Source organism: Coprococcus sp. TF11-13 (genome assembly GCF_003481085.1).
Classification (GTDB): domain Bacteria; phylum Bacillota; class Clostridia; order Lachnospirales; family Lachnospiraceae; genus Coprococcus; species Coprococcus aceti.
The window spans coordinates 265,368-288,657 of sequence record NZ_QUKK01000002.1 but is presented as its reverse complement, the minus strand read 5'-3'; the positions used below and the strand labels follow the sequence as shown (position 1 = coordinate 288,657).

21 protein-coding genes and 1 riboswitch are annotated in these 23,290 nt (G+C 45.3%); of the genes, 8 read left to right on the top strand and 13 right to left on the bottom strand.

The window, feature by feature from the left end; translation table 11 throughout:
* Nucleotides 1-45: 45 nt before the first annotated feature.
* From glmS to DXD11_RS05825, 6 genes are all read right to left on the bottom strand, one after another.
* Nucleotides 46-1,869: a glutamine--fructose-6-phosphate transaminase (isomerizing) gene (gene glmS, locus DXD11_RS05850; protein WP_118757964.1), complete on the bottom strand. Its 1,824-nt coding sequence runs from the start codon at nt 1,867-1,869 to the stop codon at nt 46-48.
* A 64-nt stretch (nt 1,870-1,933) separates the two neighbouring features.
* Entirely contained in the window at nt 1,934-2,140 is a 207-nt protein-coding gene (locus DXD11_RS05845) for a hypothetical protein (RefSeq protein WP_117549755.1), read from the bottom strand.
* A gap of 200 nt (nt 2,141-2,340) precedes the next feature.
* Nucleotides 2,341-4,377 (bottom strand): methionine--tRNA ligase, encoded by a 2,037-nt coding sequence (gene metG, locus DXD11_RS05840; protein ID WP_055222442.1) that lies wholly within the window; start codon nt 4,375-4,377, stop codon nt 2,341-2,343.
* Nucleotides 4,378-4,567: 190 nt separating this feature from the next.
* The gene (locus DXD11_RS05835; protein WP_015534309.1) at nt 4,568-4,957 is read right to left on the bottom strand and encodes a DUF2752 domain-containing protein; all 390 of its coding nucleotides are present in this window, start codon (nt 4,955-4,957) and stop codon (nt 4,568-4,570) included.
* A gap of 26 nt (nt 4,958-4,983) precedes the next feature.
* Nucleotides 4,984-5,739 (bottom strand): DUF4234 domain-containing protein, encoded by a 756-nt coding sequence (locus DXD11_RS05830; protein ID WP_118757963.1) that lies wholly within the window; start codon nt 5,737-5,739, stop codon nt 4,984-4,986.
* A 223-nt stretch (nt 5,740-5,962) separates the two neighbouring features.
* Nucleotides 5,963-6,304 carry a DUF4234 domain-containing protein gene (locus DXD11_RS05825; RefSeq protein WP_117549759.1) on the bottom strand — a complete coding sequence of 114 codons (342 nt, stop codon included), beginning with the start codon at nt 6,302-6,304 and terminating at the stop codon, nt 5,963-5,965.
* A 341-nt stretch (nt 6,305-6,645) separates the two neighbouring features.
* Here DXD11_RS05825 and DXD11_RS05820 point away from each other — a divergent pair, with 341 nt between their 5' ends.
* The 6 genes from DXD11_RS05820 to DXD11_RS05795 all read left to right on the top strand — a co-directional run bounded on the left by DXD11_RS05820 (nt 6,646) and on the right by DXD11_RS05795 (nt 14,117).
* Nucleotides 6,646-7,578, top strand: coding sequence for an ornithine carbamoyltransferase (locus DXD11_RS05820; protein ID WP_118017987.1), 933 nt, complete (start codon nt 6,646-6,648; stop codon nt 7,576-7,578).
* Between the two features lie 37 nt (nt 7,579-7,615).
* Nucleotides 7,616-8,545: an aspartate carbamoyltransferase gene (gene pyrB, locus DXD11_RS05815; protein WP_118017989.1), complete on the top strand. Its 930-nt coding sequence runs from the start codon at nt 7,616-7,618 to the stop codon at nt 8,543-8,545.
* 11 nt (nt 8,546-8,556) lie between these two features.
* Nucleotides 8,557-8,970, top strand: coding sequence for an aspartate carbamoyltransferase regulatory subunit (locus DXD11_RS05810; protein WP_015534312.1), 414 nt, complete (start codon nt 8,557-8,559; stop codon nt 8,968-8,970).
* 74 nt (nt 8,971-9,044) lie between these two features.
* The gene (locus tag DXD11_RS05805) at nt 9,045-10,346 is read left to right on the top strand and encodes a UDP-N-acetylglucosamine 1-carboxyvinyltransferase (protein ID WP_117549764.1); all 1,302 of its coding nucleotides are present in this window, start codon (nt 9,045-9,047) and stop codon (nt 10,344-10,346) included.
* A 207-nt stretch (nt 10,347-10,553) separates the two neighbouring features.
* Nucleotides 10,554-12,674 (top strand): cadherin-like beta sandwich domain-containing protein, encoded by a 2,121-nt coding sequence (locus DXD11_RS05800; protein ID WP_243105814.1) that lies wholly within the window; start codon nt 10,554-10,556, stop codon nt 12,672-12,674.
* Between the two features lie 24 nt (nt 12,675-12,698).
* Nucleotides 12,699-14,117: a cohesin domain-containing protein gene (locus tag DXD11_RS05795; protein WP_118757962.1), complete on the top strand. Its 1,419-nt coding sequence runs from the start codon at nt 12,699-12,701 to the stop codon at nt 14,115-14,117.
* Nucleotides 14,118-14,210: 93 nt separating this feature from the next.
* On the opposite strand, the gene metK is transcribed toward DXD11_RS05795, so the two are convergent.
* The 4 genes from metK to DXD11_RS05775 all read right to left on the bottom strand — a co-directional run bounded on the left by metK (nt 14,211) and on the right by DXD11_RS05775 (nt 17,880).
* The gene (gene metK / locus DXD11_RS05790; protein ID WP_022217499.1) at nt 14,211-15,398 is read right to left on the bottom strand and encodes a methionine adenosyltransferase; all 1,188 of its coding nucleotides are present in this window, start codon (nt 15,396-15,398) and stop codon (nt 14,211-14,213) included.
* Nucleotides 15,399-15,468: 70 nt separating this feature from the next.
* Nucleotides 15,469-15,598, bottom strand: a riboswitch (SAM riboswitch).
* An 83-nt stretch (nt 15,599-15,681) separates the two neighbouring features.
* On the bottom strand, nt 15,682-16,413 hold the full coding sequence (locus tag DXD11_RS05785; protein ID WP_118757961.1) for a TraX family protein: 732 nt from the start codon (nt 16,411-16,413) through the stop codon (nt 15,682-15,684).
* Between the two features lie 124 nt (nt 16,414-16,537).
* Nucleotides 16,538-16,954, bottom strand: coding sequence for an HIT family protein (locus DXD11_RS05780; protein WP_118757960.1), 417 nt, complete (start codon nt 16,952-16,954; stop codon nt 16,538-16,540).
* Between the two features lie 101 nt (nt 16,955-17,055).
* Nucleotides 17,056-17,880 (bottom strand): nitrilase-related carbon-nitrogen hydrolase, encoded by an 825-nt coding sequence (locus DXD11_RS05775; protein ID WP_118757959.1) that lies wholly within the window; start codon nt 17,878-17,880, stop codon nt 17,056-17,058.
* A gap of 264 nt (nt 17,881-18,144) precedes the next feature.
* On the opposite strand from DXD11_RS05775, the gene DXD11_RS05770 reads away from it, so the two are divergent.
* Both DXD11_RS05770 and DXD11_RS14475 read left to right on the top strand, forming a co-directional pair.
* Nucleotides 18,145-18,714, top strand: a complete 570-nt coding sequence (locus DXD11_RS05770) for a biotin transporter BioY (protein WP_118757958.1) — start codon at nt 18,145-18,147, stop codon at nt 18,712-18,714.
* A gap of 157 nt (nt 18,715-18,871) precedes the next feature.
* Nucleotides 18,872-19,189 carry a helix-turn-helix domain-containing protein gene (locus DXD11_RS14475; RefSeq protein WP_330426612.1) on the top strand — a complete coding sequence of 106 codons (318 nt, stop codon included), beginning with the start codon at nt 18,872-18,874 and terminating at the stop codon, nt 19,187-19,189.
* Here the strand turns inward: DXD11_RS14475 and DXD11_RS05760 are convergent.
* From DXD11_RS05760 to aspS, 3 genes are all read right to left on the bottom strand, one after another.
* Nucleotides 19,186-20,751: a DUF3794 and LysM peptidoglycan-binding domain-containing protein gene (locus DXD11_RS05760; RefSeq protein WP_118757956.1), complete on the bottom strand. Its 1,566-nt coding sequence runs from the start codon at nt 20,749-20,751 to the stop codon at nt 19,186-19,188. The two genes, DXD11_RS14475 and DXD11_RS05760, sit on opposite strands and share 4 nt — an antisense overlap.
* A gap of 34 nt (nt 20,752-20,785) precedes the next feature.
* On the bottom strand, nt 20,786-21,235 hold the full coding sequence (locus DXD11_RS05755) for a protease complex subunit PrcB family protein (protein WP_238051193.1): 450 nt from the start codon (nt 21,233-21,235) through the stop codon (nt 20,786-20,788).
* Nucleotides 21,236-21,424: 189 nt separating this feature from the next.
* Nucleotides 21,425-23,257 (bottom strand): aspartate--tRNA ligase, encoded by a 1,833-nt coding sequence (gene aspS / locus DXD11_RS05750; protein ID WP_118757955.1) that lies wholly within the window; start codon nt 23,255-23,257, stop codon nt 21,425-21,427.
* Nucleotides 23,258-23,290 lie beyond the last annotated feature (33 nt).

Here is a 23,290-nt window from a genome sequence, read left to right as displayed (position 1 = left end):
CCTCCGATATTTATCGCACGATATCCATGTAAGTCCCGGAGTCAATTATTCTACTGTAACTGACTTTGCCAGATTACGTGGCTTATCTACGTCCAACCCCTTTGCATCGGACGTGTAATACGCTATAAGCTGCAGGATGACAGCAGCCGAAAATACCGTGAACAATCCATCCTGCTTTGGTATGGATATGTGTTTGTCACATACATCTTTATCATTGTACTCTTCATCCATGCTGACAAGAATGACGTATGCGCCTCTTGCCTTAACCTCGCGTATATTGGAAATCATCTTTCCGTATACAGATTCCTGTGTAGCCAAGGCTATGACCGGAACGTTCTCAGTTATGAGTGCTATTGTTCCATGTTTTAACTCCCCTGCCGCATAAGCCTCAGCGTGAACATAAGAAATCTCTTTCAGCTTCAGTGCACCTTCCAGTGACAGTGTATAATCCAGTCCTCTTCCTATGAAGAATGCATCCGGAGCCATCTTTATATAGTTTGCAACTGTCTTTACTTCATCTGCCTGCTTGAGTGTCTCCTCTATCACCGGGATAACGCCCTGAAGCTGTCTGATGAATTTCTTTGCCCTGTCCTCAGAGTATATACCCTTGACATAGCCAAGTCTGCATCCAATGAGATACATTGCAGCCATCTGTACCGAATATGCCTTGGTACTTGCAACTGCGATCTCAGGACCGGCATGTGTATAAAGGACGTAATCGCTCTCTCTGGCGATGGTCGATCCCTTTACATTGACTATGGACAGAACCTTTGATCCACATCTCTTGGCAAGTCTGAGTGCCTCGAGTGTGTCAATAGTCTCTCCTGACTGTGATGTAACTATTACGAGAGTCTTTTCATTTATGAGTGGTTCCTTGTATCTGAATTCTGATGCTATCTCAACATTAACAGGAATCTTTAACTCCTTCTCAATCATGGCCTTGCCGACTATTCCGGCGTGCATAGCTGTTCCGCATGCAACCACTGTGATGTTCTCAAGATTCTTAAACACCTCATCATCGATGCCGTCCTCAGTGAAATCAGGAAGCTCATTCACTATACGAGGAGTTATCGTGTTTCTCAGTGCCTCTGGCTGCTCATAGATCTCCTTCAGCATAAAGTGCGGATATCCACCCTTCTGAGCTGCCGTTATGTCCCATGTTATCTTGAGCATCTCCGGCTCTACCATGTTCCCCTTCATGTCCTCTACTTTGATGCCTGTGCTTGAGAGTGTCAGTATATGATACTCCGGCACAACAAAGTATTCCTTTGAAAATGATATTATCGCTGTGAGGTCTGATGCAATGATCGATCCCTCATCTGTGTATGAAGCGATCATCGGACTTACATTTCTCACTGCGTATATCTTGCCCGGTCTGTCTGCAAACATAATGCAGAGTGCAAATGAACCGGCTATAGCCTTAACAGCCTTTCTGATAGTCTCGATGGGATTGCCATCGTACAGTGTGTCCAGAAGTGCTGCTACTACCTCTGTGTCCGTCTCGGATACCAGCTTATCAGCCAGTCCGTATTCCCTGATAATGTCATTATAATTCTCTATAATGCCATTATGTATAAGTGCAACATCACCGCACTTATGTGGATGTGCATTCACATCCGTAACTCCGCCGTGAGTAGCCCATCTCGTATGGCCTATTCCACAGGTTGATCTGTACACAGGACTGTCGTCGCTGCACATCTCCCTGAGGTCTTCCACTCTGCCGGCTTTCTTCTTGATCGTCAGTGTATCATCATCATTAAGCAGTGCTATTCCCGCACTGTCATATCCCCTGTACTCGAGCTTTGCCAGTCCGTCAATAAGAATGTCCTTGGCTGGTTTCTTTCCTACATATCCTATGATTCCACACATATTAAATTAATCTCCTTTCGGCTTATAACCACGCTGTATACTGATAATATTATAATATGGCGCACTAAAAAAAGGTGAAGCCACCATACATAACAGCTATGGGTGTCCGGTCATGATTCTTTGTTTTGGAGTTACCCCCATATTTGGATATCATGTGCGCATCCAGACTCTGCGTGAAGGCATCCGCCGAATATTCGATAACCTTCAACCTCGTTATCCCTGAAAGCCAAAGCCCAGGGGTCATGGCGCTAAGATTTCTAAATCTTTCCAAAGGCACACTCCTCCTGTCCGTGCACCTAACAAAATTCTATCATGAAACATCTAATAAATCAATGCAGAAAGGCCTCTGCGTATAATCTTTGTAACATAAAATTTACTTCAGCTTTATAAATAAAAACAGGGAAACACCACGGATCCCGGCCGTGTGCCCGGCCTGTGATGCTTCCCTCATTATATCCACTATTTTATATCTCAGCTTATAAAGCATCCACCTGGGAAGTCCTTCTCGGTGGTCAGGAGTGACAGATTACCCTCAGGATCCTCTGCGCACAGAAGCATACCCTCTGATACGACTCCGGCAAGCTTGCATGGCTTGAGGTTTACTATAGCCACAACCTTCTTGCCAACCATATCCTCAGCGGAATATGTACCCTTGATTCCGGACACAATCTGCTTCACATTGTTCTTGCCAAAGCTTACCTGTGAACAGAGAAGCTTTCTGGAGTTTGGAACCTCCTCACAGGAAACGATCTCGCCGATCATGAGCTGCATCTTCTGGAACTCCTCAATGCTTATCTCCTGCTTGTCAACTACATCAGGATTGGCCTTGAGTGCCTGAACCTTTGCCTCTGCGATCTTGATCTTCTTGGTCTCAGCAGAATTCTCCTTCTCTTCCTTCTGCTTCTTGGCCTGCTCGTACATGGACTCCTTCTCCACTGGAGCGAACTCGGCAACCTTAGCCATAACTTCCTTCACGTCAAGACGTGCGAATAGGATCTCAGGCTGCTCTGTTACCTTTGTTCCTGACTTGTACAGACCAAACTTTCCAAGCTCTGTGACCTTTCTCTTCTCGGTATTGAGCTGTGCCATGATCTTCTCAGTTGTCTCAGGCATATATGGCTCAAGGAGTGTTGCACCTATAACGATGCTCTCGACAAGGTTGTACAGAACTGTGTTCAGTCTGTCCTTCTTGTCCTCCTCCTTTGCGAGTGCCCAAGGCATTGTCTCATCTATGTACTTGTTGCATCTCTTGAACAGTGCAAATATCTCTGTGATCGCATCTGCAACCTTGAGCTTATCCATGCACTCTGCAACCTTGTATCTGCAGTCCATAACGACCTTCTTAAGATCCTCATCGACAGGCTCTGTGACGTTGGTATTTGTCACAATGCCACCGAAATACTTGTTTGACATCGATATGGTTCTATTGACCAGATTTCCAAGTGTATTTGCAAGCTCTGAGTTGAGTCTCTCAACCATGAGCTCCCATGAGATAACTCCATCATTCTCAAATGGCATCTCGTGAAGAACAAAGAATCTGACAGCATCCACGCCAAATATATTGACCATATCGTCAGCGTACATTACGTTGCCCTTCGACTTACTCATCTTGCCATCACTCTGGAGGAGCCAAGGATGTCCAAATACCTGCTTTGGAAGCGGAAGTCCGAGTGCCATCAGCATGATAGGCCAGTAAATGGTATGGAATCTCAGGATATCCTTGCCGATCAAGTGAAGATCTGCCGGCCAGTATTTATAAAACTTCTCATCGCTCTTTCCATCTACGTCATATCCAAGTCCAGTTATGTAGTTTGAAAGCGCATCAACCCATACATATACAACATGTTTTGGATCAAAGTCTACCGGAATTCCCCACTTGAATGATGTTCTTGAAACACACAGATCCTGAAGTCCCGGCTTTAAGAAGTTGTTGACCATCTCGTTACGTCTTGACTCAGGCTGTATAAACTCAGGATGCTGCTCTATATGCTTCATGAGCTTGTCCTGATACTTGCTCATCTTGAAGAAGTATGCCTCCTCCTTGGCCTCCTGAACAGGTCTTCCACAGTCCGGGCACTTGCCATCTATGAGCTGTCCATCTGTAAAGAACGACTCACATGGTGTACAGTATTTTCCTACATAATGTCCCTTATATATATCACCCTGATCGTACAGCTTCTTAAATATCTTCTGTACCTGCTTCTCATGGTAATCATCTGTTGTACGGATAAACTTGTCATATGAAGTATTCATGAGATCCCATATTCTCTTGATCTCACCTGATGTCTCATCAACGAATTCCTTTGGGGTCTGCATGTTCTCAAAAGCCTTGTTCTCGATCTTCTGTCCATGCTCATCTGTTCCTGTCATGAATCTTACATCATAACCTGCGAATCTCTTGTACCTTGCAATGCTGTCAGCCAACACGATCTCGTAGGTGTTGCCTATATGAGGTTTACCTGATGCATATGCAATGGCGGTTGTAATATAATACGGTTTTTTTGCCATTTCAAAAACCCTCCCTGAAAAAATACTACAAGCACAAATGAAATGCTTGTGCAACTTTACCGAAAAACTCCTCGGTAATTGTAAATTATATGCCCTTTTATTATTTATTGTCAAGAAGATGGGATATTAAATAAGTCTGTTACGATGGTCATTCTATAACGCTGCCAATAAACTTGTCATCGTCTCTCTCTCAAAAGCGCATCACATTCCTGAGAACGGCAAACATCACCGCCCCGGCAATACATATAAATATAAGTATATTGTCAAATCGCGATAATTTTCTGTTTCCATATCTTACGAATACATAATCGTTTTTTACAATTATGTATGCCAACGCCGGAAGAGCTATAAACATAAATTGATTATAAGCAAATGCCTTTGCAAGATCCAGCCTTACGGCCGCAAGGATAGCCCGTGTTATCCCGCATCCTGGGCATAAAAATCCGGTTATCTTTCTGAATATACATGGTATGGCAAGTCCTGTCACTCTTATGAATATATAATAGAGGATGCCTATCCCCACGAGGATGGCATCCCTTTTAATTATCGCATTTCTTCTTGATTTCTGTATCTGATCCATGCTCTGTATTTCTTTGTCTCCGCCGACTACTGCTGGCTGTTATCACTGCCTGAAGCATCTGCTGATGTGTTAATATTCTGATCTGACTGCTGGCCAAATGTATTCTGGTCTAAACCGGCCTGCTGGCCATATCCCTGCTGATTGTATGCATTCTGATCATATCCCTGCTGGCTGTATGGCTGCTGTCCGTATGCCTGCTGGTTATATGCATTCTGGTCATATCCCTGCTGACCATATGGCTGCTGTCCGTATGCATTCTGATTATACTGCTGCTGACCATACGCATTCTGGTTGTATGCGTTCTGATCATATCCCTGCTGACCATACGCATTCTGGTTATACTGCTGCTGGCCGTATGTATTCTGACCATATCCCTGCTGACCATATGGCTGCTGACTGTAGGTCTGCTGACCATATCCTGTATTCATCTGAGGTATAGCCTCTGCATATTTGTTTGCAGTGTCCTGCATAAGCGCATATGCAATAATTCCAAGTCCAAATACCTGAAGAAGGACGTATAAGATGCCTGAGTTGCTTGATGGTACACCGTTCTTATTCTTTATGATATCAACTTTCTCACCCATCTTATATGCCCAGAACCATCCATAGATGTTACATGTAACGATAGTGAGCAAAAGCGACATTCCACCACTTGTTGCATCTGTCTCTCCTGACTCCTGATTGATATCGTCTGTCAGCACAACAAACCAATACAATCCATATATTCCGCATGTCACAATTGAAAGCAGAATACATATTCCAATATTCCTCTGTTTGATCATAATTGATAATCCTCCTTAAATTTAGATCCTTAATTACATATGTATGACTTGTGTATGACTGCAATTATACTGTTCCTATATAACCACTACATAACTGCAATAAAAATAATAGAATAGCCCCGCAGACACAACTCAGCCTACGGGACTATTTTCTCATACATTTTGTCTGTATGCAACTGCATCTATACATTTTTCAATGTATATTTGTATGCAATTTGATTCATTACGCATTTTTATTGATGGTATCCTGCATAATAGCATATGATACAATTCCAAGTCCACATAACTGGAGCAGAAGGAAAAGTATGCTTGAGTTTCCTGCTGGCTGACCATTCTTTGTCTTTATGGCATCAATCTTCTCGCCCATCTTGTATGCCCAGAACCATCCATAGATATTACATGTAACGATAGTAAGCAACAATGCTACCCCACCGCTTGTTGCATCTGTCTGTCCAGATTCCTGATTAGCATCATTTGTAAGGCAAACGAACCAATACAGTGCATATATTCCAAATGTAATGATTGAAAATACTATGCACAAAGCAATGTTTCTCTGCTTGATCATAAAATGTCCTCCCTTTGATTTAATTATAAATTTTTTATAAAAATTTTATAAAATAATAAAACCATATATGCACATCTTTGTCAATAAAAATCAAAAAATTAAGCTGTTTTTTGCTTTATTATCTATATTTTTTTATAATCAGGCATAAATCTTCAAATATTTACATTCATAATTTATGTGATGTCGTAAACTGTTTTACTTTTGAAACCATGTGCTATATAATAAAATTTCAGGCAGACATATATCAACACCCGTATCCTAAATATATTGCCAGGATCCACAGATTATGTTTGTCCGTATTGCAAGTAATTTATAATTATAGAGAAAAGAGGACATTTGTTATGAAAAACATGCTTAACTTCAAGAATTTCACAGCTGATGAGCTGATGGATATTCTCAATCTGGCACTTGATATGAAGAAGAACCCTGAGAAGTACGCTCATGCTCTTGATGGCAAGAAGCTCTACACTCTTTTTGAGAAAACTTCCACAAGAACATTCCTTTCATTTACAACAGGTATAACTGAGCTCGGCGGTACATATTACAACCAGCTCTGGAAGGATTCCAACTTTACACTCGGTGAGCCTGTATCAGAGATTAAGTATGTCTGCAGAAATGTAGATATCATCATGGCTCGTCTTGTAAAGAACGAGACTGTTGAGCTGTTCGGTGACAATGTTACTGTTCCATTTATCAACGGATGTGACAGTTCTTATCATCCATGCCAGATTCTGGCAGATGCCCTCACTATCATAGAGAAGTTTGGCAGCCTCGATGTAAAACTTATGTACATCGGTGCCAAGAATAATGTATTCAACTCACTTGTTGAGTTCTTTGCAAAGATGAAGAAGGGAACTATCTACGGACTCACGCCACTTGTGAACAACACCGTATGCGGCGATGACTTCTTTGAGGCAGCAAAGGCTACAGGTCACTATGTTGAGCTCGATCCTACCATGAGCATGGAGGAGGCCAAGAAGTACGCCAAGGACATGGATATCCTCTACACAGATACATGGGTAGACATGGAGTTCTTCAACAACCCTGCATACAAGCAGCAGAAGGAGGAGACTCTCGCAAAGATGATGCCTTACCAGCTCAACGAGGAGTTCACAGAGGGAAGCAAGGCTATAGTATTCCACGACATGCCTATGCACCAGGGATTTGAGATCTCACAGGGCGTTATCGACAAGAACCTCAACCACATTTTGGATGAGGCTGAGAACAGACGTCACGCTGAGAAGGCTGTTATGTATACCCTTCTTAATTCTTAAAATATTCATTCTGATAACCTAAGGAGGATCATGTCAAATGAGACATTTAATAGACCCGATGGATCTGTCAGTTGAGGAGATCGATCATCTGCTCACTCTGGCGCAGGACATCATCGATAACAAAGAAAAATACAGTGAGGTGTGCAAGGGCAAGAAGCTTGCAACTCTGTTCTTTGAACCAAGCACACGCACAAGACTTAGCTTCGAGGCTGCCATGATGGAACTTGGCGGAAACGTTCTCGGATTTTCATCTGCGAGCTCCTCATCTTCAACAAAAGGTGAGAGTGTGGGCGATACCGTCAAGATCGTCAGCTGTTATGCCGATATTATAGCTATGAGACATTATAAAGAGGGTGCCCCGATGCTGGCTTCCATGAAATCAGATGTTCCTATTATTAATGCTGGTGACGGCGGTCACAATCACCCTACGCAGACATTGGCCGATCTTCTCACAATAAAGAGAGAGAAGGGCAGACTAAACAATATGACCATAGGTTTCTGCGGGGATCTTATGTTTGGTCGTACGGTTCATTCACTTATAAAGGCCATGTCACGATACGAAGGCATAAAATTTATTCTCATATCACCGGATGAATTAAAATTACCTGATTATATAAGAACAGAAGTCATCGAAAAGAATAATATACCATATGAGGAGATTTCCTCTCTTGAGGATGCTATCGGATCTCTGGACGTTCTCTATATGACAAGAGTCCAGAAAGAACGTTTCTTCAACGAGGCGGACTACATAAGACTGAAAGATACCTATATTCTTGACAAGTCAAAGCTGGCTCTCGCTAGGCCTGACCTGTCGATCCTTCACCCGCTTCCTCGTGTAAATGAGATATCTGTTGAGGTGGATGACGATCCGAGAGCATGTTATTTCCGACAAGCACTCAACGGCAAATATGTCCGAATGGCACTCATCATGGACCTTCTCGGACTCGACAAGGATTTTAAGGCATAGGAGGAATGATCATGAATATTGACAGTATTCAGAATGGTATTGTACTTGACCATATAACAGCAGGCAAAGCCCTGCAGATATACAACGATCTTCATCTTGATAAGCTGGATTGCTCCGTTGCTATAATCAAGAATGTTAAAAGCGAGAAGATGGGAAGAAAGGACATTCTTAAGATAGATCAGGATATCGACATAAACCTTGATGTTCTGGGGTATATCGACCCGGATATATCCGTCAACATCATCAAGGACGGCAAGCTCGTTGAAAAACGTAAGATTGAACTGCCTGAGAGACTGGTTGGAATAAAGAAATGTACCAATCCAAGATGCATTACGACCACAGAGCAGGGAATAACCCATATATTCAAACTCACAGACAGAGAAAAGCGAATTTACAGATGTATATACTGTGAAGCAGACAAGTAACTGTTTACTTTTCAGTTTTATGTGCTATAATCTATAAAGTTGCGATAATCCGAGAATTATCTAAGAGGTGAAATATGGAACAGTATGTTATCAAGGGAGGTCGTCCTCTGGAGGGCGAAGTTACCATTGCGGGTGCTAAGAATGCCGCACTTGGAATACTTGCCGCTGCAGTCATGACCGACCAGGAAGTCACAATAGAAAACGTACCGAACGTCAGAGATACAAGAGTCCTTCTTCAGGCCATTCAGGGTATCGGCGCAAGGGTCCGTTACATAGACGAGCACACGGTTGCTATATGTGGTGGAACCATCAATCCGAATACCAATCTCTGTGTCGACGACGAATATATCAGAAAGATCAGAGCATCCTACTATCTGCTCGGCGCACTGCTTGGCAAATATAACCATTCACAGGTCGCTCTTCCAGGCGGATGCGACATCGGAGCCCGTCCGATAGATCTGCACATAAAAGGTTTTGAAGCACTTGGAGCCCACGTTGATATAGCAAACGGTATGATATCCGTTGAGGCTGATGAGCTGATCGGAAGCCACATTTACATGGATGTGATCTCAGTAGGTGCCACCATCAATGTCATGATGGCCGCCGTAATGGCAAACGGCAAGACTACCATAGAGAACGCAGCCAAGGAGCCACATATCGTTGATGTTGCCAATTTCCTCAACAGTATGGGTGCTAACATCAAGGGTGCCGGAACTGATGTCATCCGTATCCGTGGCGTAAAGTCACTTCACGGAACTACATATTCCATCATTCCGGATCAGATCGAGGCAGGAACCTTCATGGTTGCAGCAGCAGCCACCAGAGGCAACGTCCTCATCAAGAACGTAATTCCTAAGCATCTTGAGGCTATAACCTCAAAGCTTACAGATATAGGTGCCACTGTCATCGAGTACGATGATTCAGTGAGAGTAATGTGCAACAAGAGACTCAAGGCTACCAACATCAAGACTCTGCCATATCCGGGATTCCCGACAGATATGCAGCCACAGATGGCGGTTACACTTGCACTGTCCAACGGAACAAGCATCGTCACCGAGAGCATATTTGAGAACAGATTCAAGTATGTCGCAGAGCTTTCAAGAATGGGCGCACACATCAGAGTCGAGGGCAACACCGCTATTCTCGATGGTGTGGAGACATTCACCGGTGCAAATGTTGCAGCACCTGACCTGAGAGCAGGCGCAGCACTTGTAATTGCGGCACTTGTGGCCAACGACTTCTCTACTGTATGTGATATCAAGTATATCCAGAGAGGCTACGAGAAGTTCGACGAAAAGCTTCGCGGACTTGGTGCTCTAATCGAGAAGGTAGAGACGGACAAAGAGATCCAGAAATTCAAGCTCAAAGTAGGTTAATATATACGACATAAGGCGAAAAGCTTTTGCCGGTCAGCACTTGTCTGACCGGCAAAAGCTTTTTTGTTGCAATTTTATTACTTTTTTATAACTTTTTTCACAAAAATGGTGCTCATTTGCAATAATTATGGTAAACTTAGACTGATGTAATTTTGTCATAAATACTATTTTATATATAGATTTGTTTTATGAAAAATGGAGGTTACTATGGATATCAATAATAAACGAACCCGGACTACTATTTCTATCGTAATGCTTATTTGGGCGGTCGTCTGCATCGCGGTGACCGGACTGTATGTGGGAAACAATCACGCAGAAGCCGCGACCACGGGAACTCTCACGTCTGACTACGTGTATTTCCGCAAATCACCAAACGGCACGCCTATAAAATATAACGGCTCGGCCATACTCCTCAGGAAGGGTCAGAAGATGACCGTACTGAGCACTTCCAACAAGACATGGTACAAGGTCAAGCTTACATATAAGAAGAAGCGCTACACCGGTTATGTGTACTCCGCATTTATCAAGGTGACAAGGACAACCTCCAAGAAGGCTCACCTTCGAAAAAATGAAAACTATGTATATTTCCGAAAAACGCCAAACGGCACGCCGCTGAAGTATAACGGATCGCCGATCATGCTCATGGGCGGTCAGAGCATGACCGTACTGAGCACTTCCAACAAGACATGGTACAAGGTCAAGCTTACATATAAGAAGAAGCGCTACACCGGTTATGTATATTCCAAGTTCATCGTGATCGACTCCACTTCAGCCACAACAAAGGCCACGACCAAGGCTACTACGCAGCAGCCTACCACAGCGGCTCAGGCAGCCAAGAGCGGTTATGTGAATGAAGACTATGTATACTTCCGCAAGACGGCAGCGGGTACACCTATAACCTACAACGGAAGCGCGATCATGCTCATGAAGGGACAGGCACTCTCCGTGACTGATACATCCAACAAGTCATGGTACAAGGTCAACCTCACATACAGCAGCAAGAAGTATACAGGATTTATCTCCTCATCGCTCATCACAATGGGAACATACAAGGAACCTGACGGTAACCAGACATCGGATGCAGCATTTGAAAAGCAGTTATCCGCCCAGAACTTCCCTGAGAGCTACAAGGTGCTTCTCAGAAAGCTCCATGCGGAGCATCCAAACTGGATATTCAAGGCGGTACACACCAACCTTAACTGGAACGACGTGGTCAAGAACGAGGTCAACGTACAGGGACGTGTCAACAACCTTGTAAACTGTACATCTTCCAGTCCTAACTACGGCTGGAGATCACAGACCGTTGGATACAACTACAAGACAGACTCCTACTCATCATATGATGGTTCAACATGGTTTGCAGCCTCGGACGATCTTGTAAAGTATTACCTCGATCCGAGAACATATATGTCATCCGCAAGCTCCATGTTCGCATTTGAAAAGCTGTCATACGACTCATCACAGACAAAGTCAGGAGTTGAGGCTATATTATCTGGTTCGTTTATGCACAATGCGCACCCAACCGGTTCGACCACCACATATTCATCCATGATAATCACCGCAGCACAGAAATCCGGCGTCAGCCCTTACCACATTGCTTCACGTATCAAGCAGGAGGTCGGAGGCTCGATAACCTCGGGAACAAACGGTAAGAATGCCACATATCCCGGCATATATAACTTCTACAATATCGGTGCATTTGAGAGTGCATCAGGCAACGCTATAACAAACGGTCTGAGATGGGCTTCATCGGGCACATCGTACAACAGGCCATGGACAACACCTGCCAAATCAATAATCGGCGGTGCGATGTATATCGGAGAGTCCTACATCAACAAGGGTCAGAACACTCTGTATACTCAGAAGTTCAACGTAACCTACACAGACTGCCTGTACTGGCATCAGTACATGGGAAATGTACAGGCCCCTACAACAGAGGCATGGAAGGTATATGATGCCTACAAGTCTTCAGGAGCACTCAACAAAGCCATAACATTTGCCATACCTGTTTACAAGAATATGCCAAGCACAGCAATGAAGATGCCTGCGGCTAATCCGGGCAACCAGAACAACTACCTGAAAACACTCTCTGTAAGCGGCCAGAAGCTGTCACCTACATTTGCAATAAACAGCACTACACAGTACACGGTAAATGTGCGCTCATCTGTATCAAGTGCGACAATAAACGCTTCACCTGTAAGCAGCTACTCCGCAGTGAGCGGAACGGGAACAAAAACCCTGAAATCAGGAAAGAATACATTTAAGATAGTATGTAAATCCCAGAGTAAAGCTACACGTACTTACACCATAATAATTAACAGAGGATAAGGAGGACTCGGTGGATAACCGTATATGAATATTATGAGGACTACAAGATTTAGCTTTAGAACGTTTATGACAGAAGTTGCATGTGTGTTGACTATGATGCTTTTCATGCTTCATACCACTTATGCCGCTACAGTCGCATTTAGTGTTGAGGTTCCATCCACCACGGTCGTTGTTGGCGATACCGTGGAGATCAAGGTAAGTATAAACGCAGCCGATCAGGCTTTATCAAGCTACAGCTACAATATCACATATGATTCCACATTGCTCAAGGCTGTGAGCGGCGGCACCGTGGAATCTGAGGGCACCGTAAGCTACTCCCAGGCAAATGTAAAGCCTGGAGATGCAATGACAGCAACATTTACATTTACCGCCATTGCGAGCGGAACTGCCAGCATAGAGACATCAGCAGTTGAGGTCATCTCCGACACAGAAGAGTCGATAGACATGACACCGTCATACAACTCGGTAACCATCAGCGACAAGTCAGCCGCCGCTTCCACCGAAGCAGCTTCATCTACTGTCAGCGATACCGGTTCAGAAGCCGAGCCTGCAACACCTCTTGCATTGATCGACAGCGAGACCAAGCCTGTTGTTACTGAGGATGAGGTAGGAACACTCACAGAGGCAGATCAGAACGCATCCGCACCTGCAGATACCCTTGTAAGCGTTCACTCAAACAACAACACTTATAACATCATTCCAAAGCCTAATTCAGTCTCAGTGCCAACCGGATATCTTCCAGTGAAGATCAACCTGAACGACACGGACATCAGAGCTTATATGAAGGGAAGCAGTTCCAACACCGTTCTCCTCTACGCAGCAACAAACGACGGACACCAGGGCTGGTATTTCTTCAATCCAAATGAAGGAACTTTCCTTGACGCAACGGATCTCATCGAGGAGACGGATTCGCTGTCCAGCTTCATAGACAAGCACAAGTTCGTAATAATGCTCATAGCCATCATAGTTCTTGTGATACTGGTCGTTGTCATCATCATCCTTGCTGTCTCACTCAAGGGTCTCATCGCTGATTACGAGGCTCAGATAGACAAGCTGAAGAAGGACAACGAGGAGAAGGAAAGCACAGCAAATGAAACATCAGAAGCTGCCGAGCCTTCCGCAAAAGCCGCTGAACACGTCAGAATGCCTCACCACGACAATAGCGAGGTGCCCACCATCAACAACAAGGCGCTCTTCCCTGGGGACGACGAGGTTATCCACGAGAGTTACGCAGACTCCGATTACGACAATCAGGTATCTCCTGATGAGGACGATGTCATCCACACTGACGACTATGACGACACTGCATTTGAGGATGTCGCCGATGACAGCGAGCCTATAGATTCAGCATTTGACGTCAAAGAGGATACGGAGAGCAAGATCCAGGCATCCCTCGACGAGATAGATGCGGCACTTGAATCCGCAAAGAAATACAAAGATTAATACTCACGGAATAACGTGATATACAAAAAGCACATGTATCAGTTTCAATCTGATACATGTGCTTTTATATTTGTCTGAATTTTTTTAATCTGCTTATAAGTATGCTTTCAGCACATCCACCTTGTCCAGCTTCTCCCATGGGAGATCAAGATCTGTTCTTCCGAAGTGTCCGTAAGCTGCTGTCTGCTTGTAGATAGGTCTTCTGAGGTCAAGCATCTTGATGATACCTGCTGGTCTTAAGTCAAAGTGCTCTCTAATGATCTCAACAAGCTTCTCATCTGAAAGCTTTCCTGTGCCAAATGTGTCTACCATGATGGATGTAGGTCTTGCAACACCGATAGCGTATGAGAGCTGTATCTCACACTTGTCAGCCAGACCTGCTGCAACTATGTTTTTAGCCACGTAGCGGGCCGCATAAGCCGCTGAACGGTCTACCTTGGTACAATCCTTGCCTGAGAAGGCTCCGCCGCCGTGACGGGCATATCCGCCGTATGTGTCAACGATGATCTTACGTCCTGTGAGACCACTGTCACCATTTGGTCCACCTATTACGAATCTTCCTGTTGGATTGATGAAGAACTTGGTATTCTCATCGATGAGCTCCTGTGGAAGAACCTCGTCGAATATATACTTCTTAACGTCAGCGTGGATCTGCTCCTGGCTGACTTCCTCTCCGTGCTGTGTTGAGAGAACGACTGCATCAAGTCTTACAGGCTTGTCATTCTCATCGTACTCAACTGTTACCTGTGTCTTACCGTCCGGTCTTAAGTATGGGAGTGTTCCGTTCTTTCTTACCTCTGTGAGCTTTCTTGCAAGCTTGTGGGCAAGTGCTATTGGATATGGCATGTACTCAGGTGTCTCATTTGTTGCAAATCCGAACATCATACCCTGATCTCCGGCACCGATCGCCTCGATATCATCCTCGCTCATGAGATGCTCCTTTGCCTCGAGTGCCTTGTCAACTCCCATGGCAATATCTGATGACTGCTCGTCTATGGCTGTGATAACGCCGCATGTATCGCAGTCAAATCCGTACTTTGCTCTGTCGTATCCGATCTCTCTGATCGTCTCACGAACGATCTTCTGAATATCCACATAAGCGTTGGTTGTGATCTCTCCCATGACAAGCACAAGACCTGTCGTGATGGATGTCTCACATGCCACACGGCTCATTGGATCCTGCTCCATCAGCGCGTCAAGCACTGCATCTGATATCTGGTCACAGATTTTGTCAGGATGTCCTTCTGTTACTGATTCCGATGTAAATAATCTTCTTTCCATACTACTTCCTTTCCTTTTTGTACATAAGAAAAACCGCTTCGTATGAGCGGTTTGATCGTGTCTGTCAAGCCTCTCATTGTTCGAGCACAGATCTTGTATCACCTACATATCTGCGTCGCTCAGGTCGGCACCTTCCGAATCTGACATCGGGGTTGCCATGGCTTCTTCGTCCCTTCTGACTCCACCATTCTGAATAAGAGCGTTTTTCTAATATCTATAAATGCAATCATTACTCTATATCATTGAGAGTTATTAGTCAACATATTTTTGGGGGAAATGATGCTTAATGAATTATTTTCCATATAAACCATATAAGCAGCAAATGCAGGGGATAGAACAGGTAGAAAAAATACTTGAGCTTCATCCTTCCTCTCTCTCCGCTGTACATATTCACAGGTATCATCGCCAACAGAGCGTATAGCTGATTCATGCCCAGGCAGAGAATGTATACCAGCGAACTGAGCACCACGATCTCAATGTTCTGCTTCTTATTGAAATATGCCAGAGTATAAGCATCCGCTCCACTCCGCTCCTTCTCGATCAGATAGAACATGACTATGATTCCCACTCCCGCCATGCCGTAGTCGAATCTCAGGAACTCCGCCAGAAGTGCTGCGGCCAGTGCGATCTCGACCTTCCATCTTCCGATTGACCCCCGGCTATCCATGGCGTATATGGCAAACAGTCCGGCTGTCAGGGTGAATAATATGTTCTGAGCCCCCGGATACCAGATCGTATCGTGCATTGCCAGATCAAATGGTATCTCTGACACCACCGCAAATATTCCAAGTCTCAGAAGATACCTCCTCACGTCGGATGTACGCAGAAGCCCCTGTACAAGCAGGAATGCAAATACAGGAAATGCCAGACGCCCCACAGCGCGCATTATGTAGTTGTTATCCATGAATACTATGCCTATGTGATCTACGGCCATACACACACAGGCTGTCAGCTTGAGCGCATTTGACGACAGCCGCCTCAGCCCTCTTTCCTCAGTTTCTTCATTATACTCCATATACAGTCCTTTCCTACCGCCTGCTCTTTCTATCAGTAACACCGTAACAGAAAAAACAGCACATGACTTATGTTCATCATGTGCTGCTCTTCTCACAAAACCTTATATATCTATCTTCAATCGTCTAGATTCTTTTTCTGAGAGCCTTAGACAATGCTGACAGCTCCTCTGTATCAGCCTTACCGGGTACCCATGTCATAGTCACGTTGTCCTTGATGTATCTTGGAACAAGGTGCATATGGAAGTGGAATACAGTCTGACCTGCTGCCTCACCGTTGTTCTGAAGGATGTTCAGTCCGTCCGGATTCAGCTCAGCCTTCTGTGCCTTTGCCACCTCTGTAGCTATAGTAAATATCTTGGCTGCTGTCTCAGCATCCATGCTGTATATATTGTCAAAATGTTCTTTCGGGATAATAAGCGCATGGCCCTTGTTAGCAGGATTCACATCAAGTATTACTCTGCAGATACTATCCTCATAAACTGTCGCTGATGGAATCTCACCGTTGGCTATCTTACAAAAAATGCAATCGTCCTTATTCATATAAGTTTTACCTCCTCATTGCCTCTATCTATTGTAAACCATCTGACAAAATATTACAAGCACCAAAGAGAACACCAGTTTTATACACCAGTCAAATAATTCTATAATATTGACATGTAAAATTCATTTTTCCTGTCCCTGCCCTGCGGGAATGTCTTTCTGGCACCTGCTATGACCGCAGGATCAAGCTCCGCAACGAGCAGTCTGTCGCTCACCCTCTCAGCCAGTTCATTTCCAAATATATCATATATATGTGAGCTAGGAACATATCTTTCCCTTTTTCCCATACCCACTCTGTTCACGCCTATCACATACGCCTGATTTTCTATCGCCCTCGCCCTGAGCAGTGCTTCCCACTGGGCGACTCTCTCCTCAGGCCAGTTAGCTATCACAAGTATGGCATCGTAAGAATCCCTGGCCGCCGAAAATATCTCCGGGAATCTGAGATCATAGCATATGTATCCGCCCAGCCTCAGATCCTTGACATTCGCCTGACAAATGCGGCTGCCTGCCCGGTACACCCTGTCCTCACCGCTGAACGAAAAAGGATGTATCTTGGTATAATCCATGATCACCCGATCTCCACTGACAATCGCCAGCTTATTTTCAAATACCTTCCTTCTGCTCTCATCAAACTCACCGCTTCCATCAGCCATAAAAGCTTCTATATAACCAAATGCCATGGCCATATCGTATTTCCTGCTGTTCTCCATGAAAAACGAAACGCTCTCCGGTATCTCACCATCCCTGTACGCCTCCCACATGCGCGCGGGCATCATGGTAAATCCCGTCAGCGTCATCTCAGGAAACACCAAGAGCTCAACGCCATTCTCATATGCCTCCTGCATGACCTCAAGACAGTGCTCCCTGGCATACTCCTTATCCTCGTATCCAATATCGATCTCCGTGATTCCGACCTTTATCATATCCCGCCTCCTGTGTATACACTCTGTATATTGTTCGAATTCTATATTAAGTATTTTACACAATAACGTGTGTTTTGCAAATGTTAACCTGCGCTCAAAATTTATGGTTGACATTTCTCCCGTGTGTATATATAATGTCAACCATAGCCCTTGTGTATAGGTTAACAAATCCAGGCAGTATTCGTCATCAGCCCGTCGAAGCTACCTGGATTTGTTGTGAATAAGCTGTACACGGGCATTACAATCACTGGAGGATTATTACAAATGAAAAAAGCATTTACCACTGTAGAGCTGGTCATGATGGCCATGTTCACTGCAATTCTGTGTGCATCCGCTTACCTGAGCATTCCAACACCGCTCCCTAACGCAGCACACATCACATTACTCAACTTTATGATAATTCTGATAGCTCTCGTATTTGAGCTCAGAGACTCAACGATCATAATAGCACTTTGGATGATCATGGGTGCCATCGGCGTTCCTGTATTCATCGGCGGAGGCGCAGGCCTTGGATATCTGTTCGGAGTATTCGGTGGATACACCTTCTCATTCATCATTGCATCAATCATAGTCGGTCTCATCAAAGGCAAAAAGTACAAGAGACTTAAGTATACCATCGTTGCGATCATAGGAGTCGTGATCATTGATATCGTGGGAATGATCTGGTGGAAGTTCAACGGTAACCTCACATGGAAGGTTGCATTCTTATCAGGTTTCGTGGCATTCATTCCACTCGACCTCGTTAAGGCTGTCATCGCCGCACAGCTCGTTCCACTGTTCAAGAGACTTCTCCCTGAGAAGGACGACAAAGAGGCCAATGAACAGGCAAAATAAGCCTGATTAATGGAAATACACAAATTTAAGTGCAATTATAGCTGTCGGCTATGATTGCACTTTTTTGTTACCATCTCGTTTAGTAAACATATTTACTAAAATTAAAAGGGTCACAAACCCGTATGTTATCATTTTTGCGGGTGATCGAATGCAGTATATGGAATTTAGCAAGGATAAAAAGTATATAGAAAGAATCCGTGGACTGCGGGAAGATCATGACTTTACACAACAATATGTTGCCCGCTATCTGAACACCTCACAGACCATGTACGCACGTTATGAAAGGGGCGCAAGCGCGCTGCCTATCCATCACCTTATCTATCTCACCGAGTTATATAACGTGTCATCCGATTACATTCTTGGAATCACCAACAACCCTGTTCCATACAAAAAATATTACAGAGAAGCTGCTGTCACCGACCAGGATCCCAGATCACCGGGAAAATACGATATACACTGGAAGGGCAACAGCTAATTCTTTCCCGCACGTTTGACCACTATCAGCCTGTCACCGGCTTTCACGTCATCCCCCTCAAGTCTGTTGAGCTTTCTTATGGAATCAAGACTGGAATAATACTGTTTTGCGATCGACCATATGCTGTCACCGTCACGCACAACATAGCCCACTATACCTGGCGCCACCGCTTTCTTCTTCATATCGACCGGAGCCACCGTCATGTCATCGATAAGCTCTATCTCTTTCCGGGTAAATATGGTCATTCCCATATCCACTATGGCTTTTATCTCCACCTCGTCATTGCCCGGCAGCGCCGCCGTGATCTGATTGAGTGCAGGGGTAATCCTGATGGAATCCTGAGTTCTGAGCGGAACAGTCTCCACCCTGTATGAAAATGGAGCTACCACCTCCATCTGACACAGAGGTCTGCTGTCATCCGATGACACATAAAGAACTGCCGCCTTCACAGCACCCTCGACGACCACGGCGTCATCCGCCGGCCTGACATCGTCTATATCCACACTGCCCGTCACATTTACGATCTGGAGAATGGACGGCTGGCTGCTCTTGAGCCTCTCCTTCTTCACGACCCTCGTCTTTGCATTGTTTCTCATGAGAAGGTTCTCGTAGCTGAATCTGCTCCTGACGGGATCGACCTGCGCAGAATATGAGAACATATCCTTGAGAAGGTCTGCCTCCACGTCCTCGTACACCTTGATGTCCACATTGAGGCTGCTCTCCACCTGGAGTATCCTGTCCTCACCGCCGTCATTTGCACGCACGGACACCGAACCGCGGGATGCGGTTATCATATCGTCCAGTATCATATCCTCGTCTATTCCATCGCAGTTCACAGTGTCCTGGAACTCCCTCGTGGCGCTGACATACTGTACCGGAGCCACCTCGTCATCCGGCTTGTATATGACAAATATGTCCATCTTGCCGCTTATATGTACCCCCATGTCCGTGGCACGGCTCTCTATCTCTGAGAAGTTCACCTGATCCCACAGCACACGTCCGATATTCGGCTTATTTGCCGGGATCTCTATGTCCTCCTTTATCTTCATTATGTCTCTGGAAGACGCCGCAAGATTTGTAAAGCTTACCTTCTCCGTCATGCACTCTATACCAGAGCCGTTTGCTATGCCCACGGCGCCCTCTGCGGTGATCTGCTGGCACGCCCAGAGCTTCACGCCCACAAGCCCTCTCACCTCGTATTTTCTGGAATTTATCACGGTCACGTACAGATCCTCCAGCACACCCTGTACGGAAACCTTATCTCCCAGCGACAGTTCATCTGCATTTATCGTCTCCTCAAATGGCAGCTCTCCGTCATGGCTCTCAAATGAATACCCCTCCCGGTCCGTCTGGTATAGGATGGCGTAGCTCACAGTTCCTGTGATGCGCGCCTTGCCCTCCATGACGTCTATGTTTTCTATCGTCACCTGTCCTTTGCTGGCTATCTGTCTGTCTATATCCCCCTTCACATCAGGGACATTGAAATCGTCATCCACGGTAAACTCAACATATTTTGCCGCCTTAAGATTCGTCGTTGTGATCCTGTTCTTAGTAAGCTCCATATTTTCCCCACCTTATTTTTTATGATATACCGTTTTACTTGAATACAACCGGAAGATCCATCTTCACTATCCTGACCACCATATAAGGAAATGATACATTGTCTCCCTTCACGCCATCCGTCGGAGTCGCCACCTGTCTTAAAACTCCCTTGATGTAAATGGCATTGTCGTCCTTGTACATCTCCTCCAGAGTCACCCCAACGTCATCCCTCTCCTGCATGCCCGCAGCGATGACTATATATGTATATGTGCTGTTTGAATATACGAGATTAAATGGGTTTTCCTTCTTTTTGTCTATGATGGTAACCAGTTCATCCGGCAGCATGGTCTCATCGCACACGTCATAGAGCAGCGGCTCACCACTGTCCGACACCTCAAACCTTGCACATCCAACGCAGAATATCATGAGCTCCAGTGCAACCACCAGCAGGAAGGTAAGTCTGCCCCACATTCTCCCTCTTAGAAACTCTTTTTCATTTTCCACATGTATCACCTCCGCCATTTGCTTTTTAAGGTGTCTGGCTGTCATTTTAAGCCACTTAACACACTTTGGTATAGTATATGTACCCCATTTGCTCTTTATGTCTGTAAACGCAAAAAAGAGGCGGGATATCCTGTTTGATATCCCGCCTCCGTATCAGAAGCTCGTCCTTCTGTATATTATTCTGTCATTCTACTCTGCGTCTGCAGGTGCGCTCTTCTCAGCCTCGATCTCGGCCTCAGCCTCTGGTGTGACCTCGATTCCAAGCTCAGCGAGCTGCTTGTCGTCTACATAGTCAGGCGCATTTGTCATGAGACATGATGCATCCTTTACCTTAGGGAATGCGATTACGTCACGGATAGAATCCTGCTTTGCCATGAGCATGACCAGACGGTCAAGACCATAGGCAAGTCCTGCGTGAGGTGGTACTCCGTACTTGAACGCATCCAGAAGGAATCCGAATCTCTCGTGAGCCTCGGCCTTTGTAAAGCCAAGGCACTCGAACATCTTCTCCTGAATGTCATCCTGATGGATTCTGACTGAACCTCCACCGATCTCATTTCCGTTTAATACTATATCATAAGCCTTTGCACGAACCCTGCCCGGATCAGAATCGATGTACTGAAGATCCTCCTCCATAGGCATGGTAAATGGATGGTGCATAGCTGTGAATCTGTTCTCCTCGTCTGACCACTCAAGAAGTGGGAACTCTGTGATCCACACGAATCTGTATACATTCTTGTCCACAAGTCCCATGAGGTCTGCCAGATGGCATCTCAGTGCGCCGAGGACTGTCCATACGATCTTTGTCTTGTCCGCTGCGAACAGAAGCAGGTCGCCAGGCTTTCCATCCATGGCTGCCACAAGGGCGTTCATCTGCTCCTCTGTCATGAACTTGGCAAATGATGACTTGTAGCTTCCATCCTCGTTGATAACTATATATGCAAGTCCCTTTGCGCCGTATGTCTTTGCATACTCGATAAGGGCATCTATCTTCTTTCTAGGCATGCTTCCCTGTCCCTCGGCATTGATACCGCGGACTGTTCCGCCATTTGCAAGGGCACCTGTGAATACTCCGAACTCACAGTCCTTGACAACATCGCTGACATCCTTGAGCTCGAGTCCAAATCTGAGGTCAGGCTTATCTGAACCAAATCTGTCCATTGCCTCCTGCCATGTCATTCTCTGAATTGGAAGCTGGATGTCGAGATCAAGTATCTCCTTGAAGAGCTTTGCAAGAAGACGCTCATTTACATCGATTACATCGTCAACGTCAACAAATGAGAGCTCCATATCCATCTGGGTGAACTCCGGCTGTCTGTCTGCACGGAGATCCTCGTCACGGAAGCATCTTGCGATCTGGAAATATCTGTCGTAACCAGAGCACATAAGAAGCTGCTTGAAGAGCTGTGGTGACTGTGGCAGAGCGTAGAATGTACCAGGGTGTACACGGCTTGGCACAAGGTAATCTCTTGCTCCCTCTGGTGTTGACTTGGTCAGCATAGGTGTCTCTATCTCAAGGAATCCCTCATCTGCCATGAACTGTCTGGCGATGGTGGCTACCTTACTCTTCATGATAAGATTTCTCTGGAGGTCAGGACGTCTGAGGTCGAGATATCTGTACTTGAGCCTTATCTCCTCCTTGGTCTTGCTGTTCTCCTCTATAGGGAATGGAGGTGTCTCTGCCTCTGACAGTATACGGAGGCTGCTTGCAACGACCTCGATGTCTCCTGTTGCAAGGTTCTCATTCACTGCACCCGCACGCTTGCACACTGTTCCCTCGATGGCTGCAACGAACTCTGAACGGAGCTTTCCTGCCTTCTCGAAGCACTCTGCGCCACACTGTGACTCCTCAAATATAACCTGTAATATTCCACTTCTATCTCGAAGATCTACAAAGATTATTCCACCTTTATTTCTGCTCTTCTGAACCCAGCCCATCACGGTAACTTTCTCACCTATGTTGGCACTGCTAACCTCTGTACATCTGTGGCTTCTCTTAAGCCCCTGCATAGATTCTGCCATCTTACGCTATCCTCCTAAAATTAAAAACTTTCC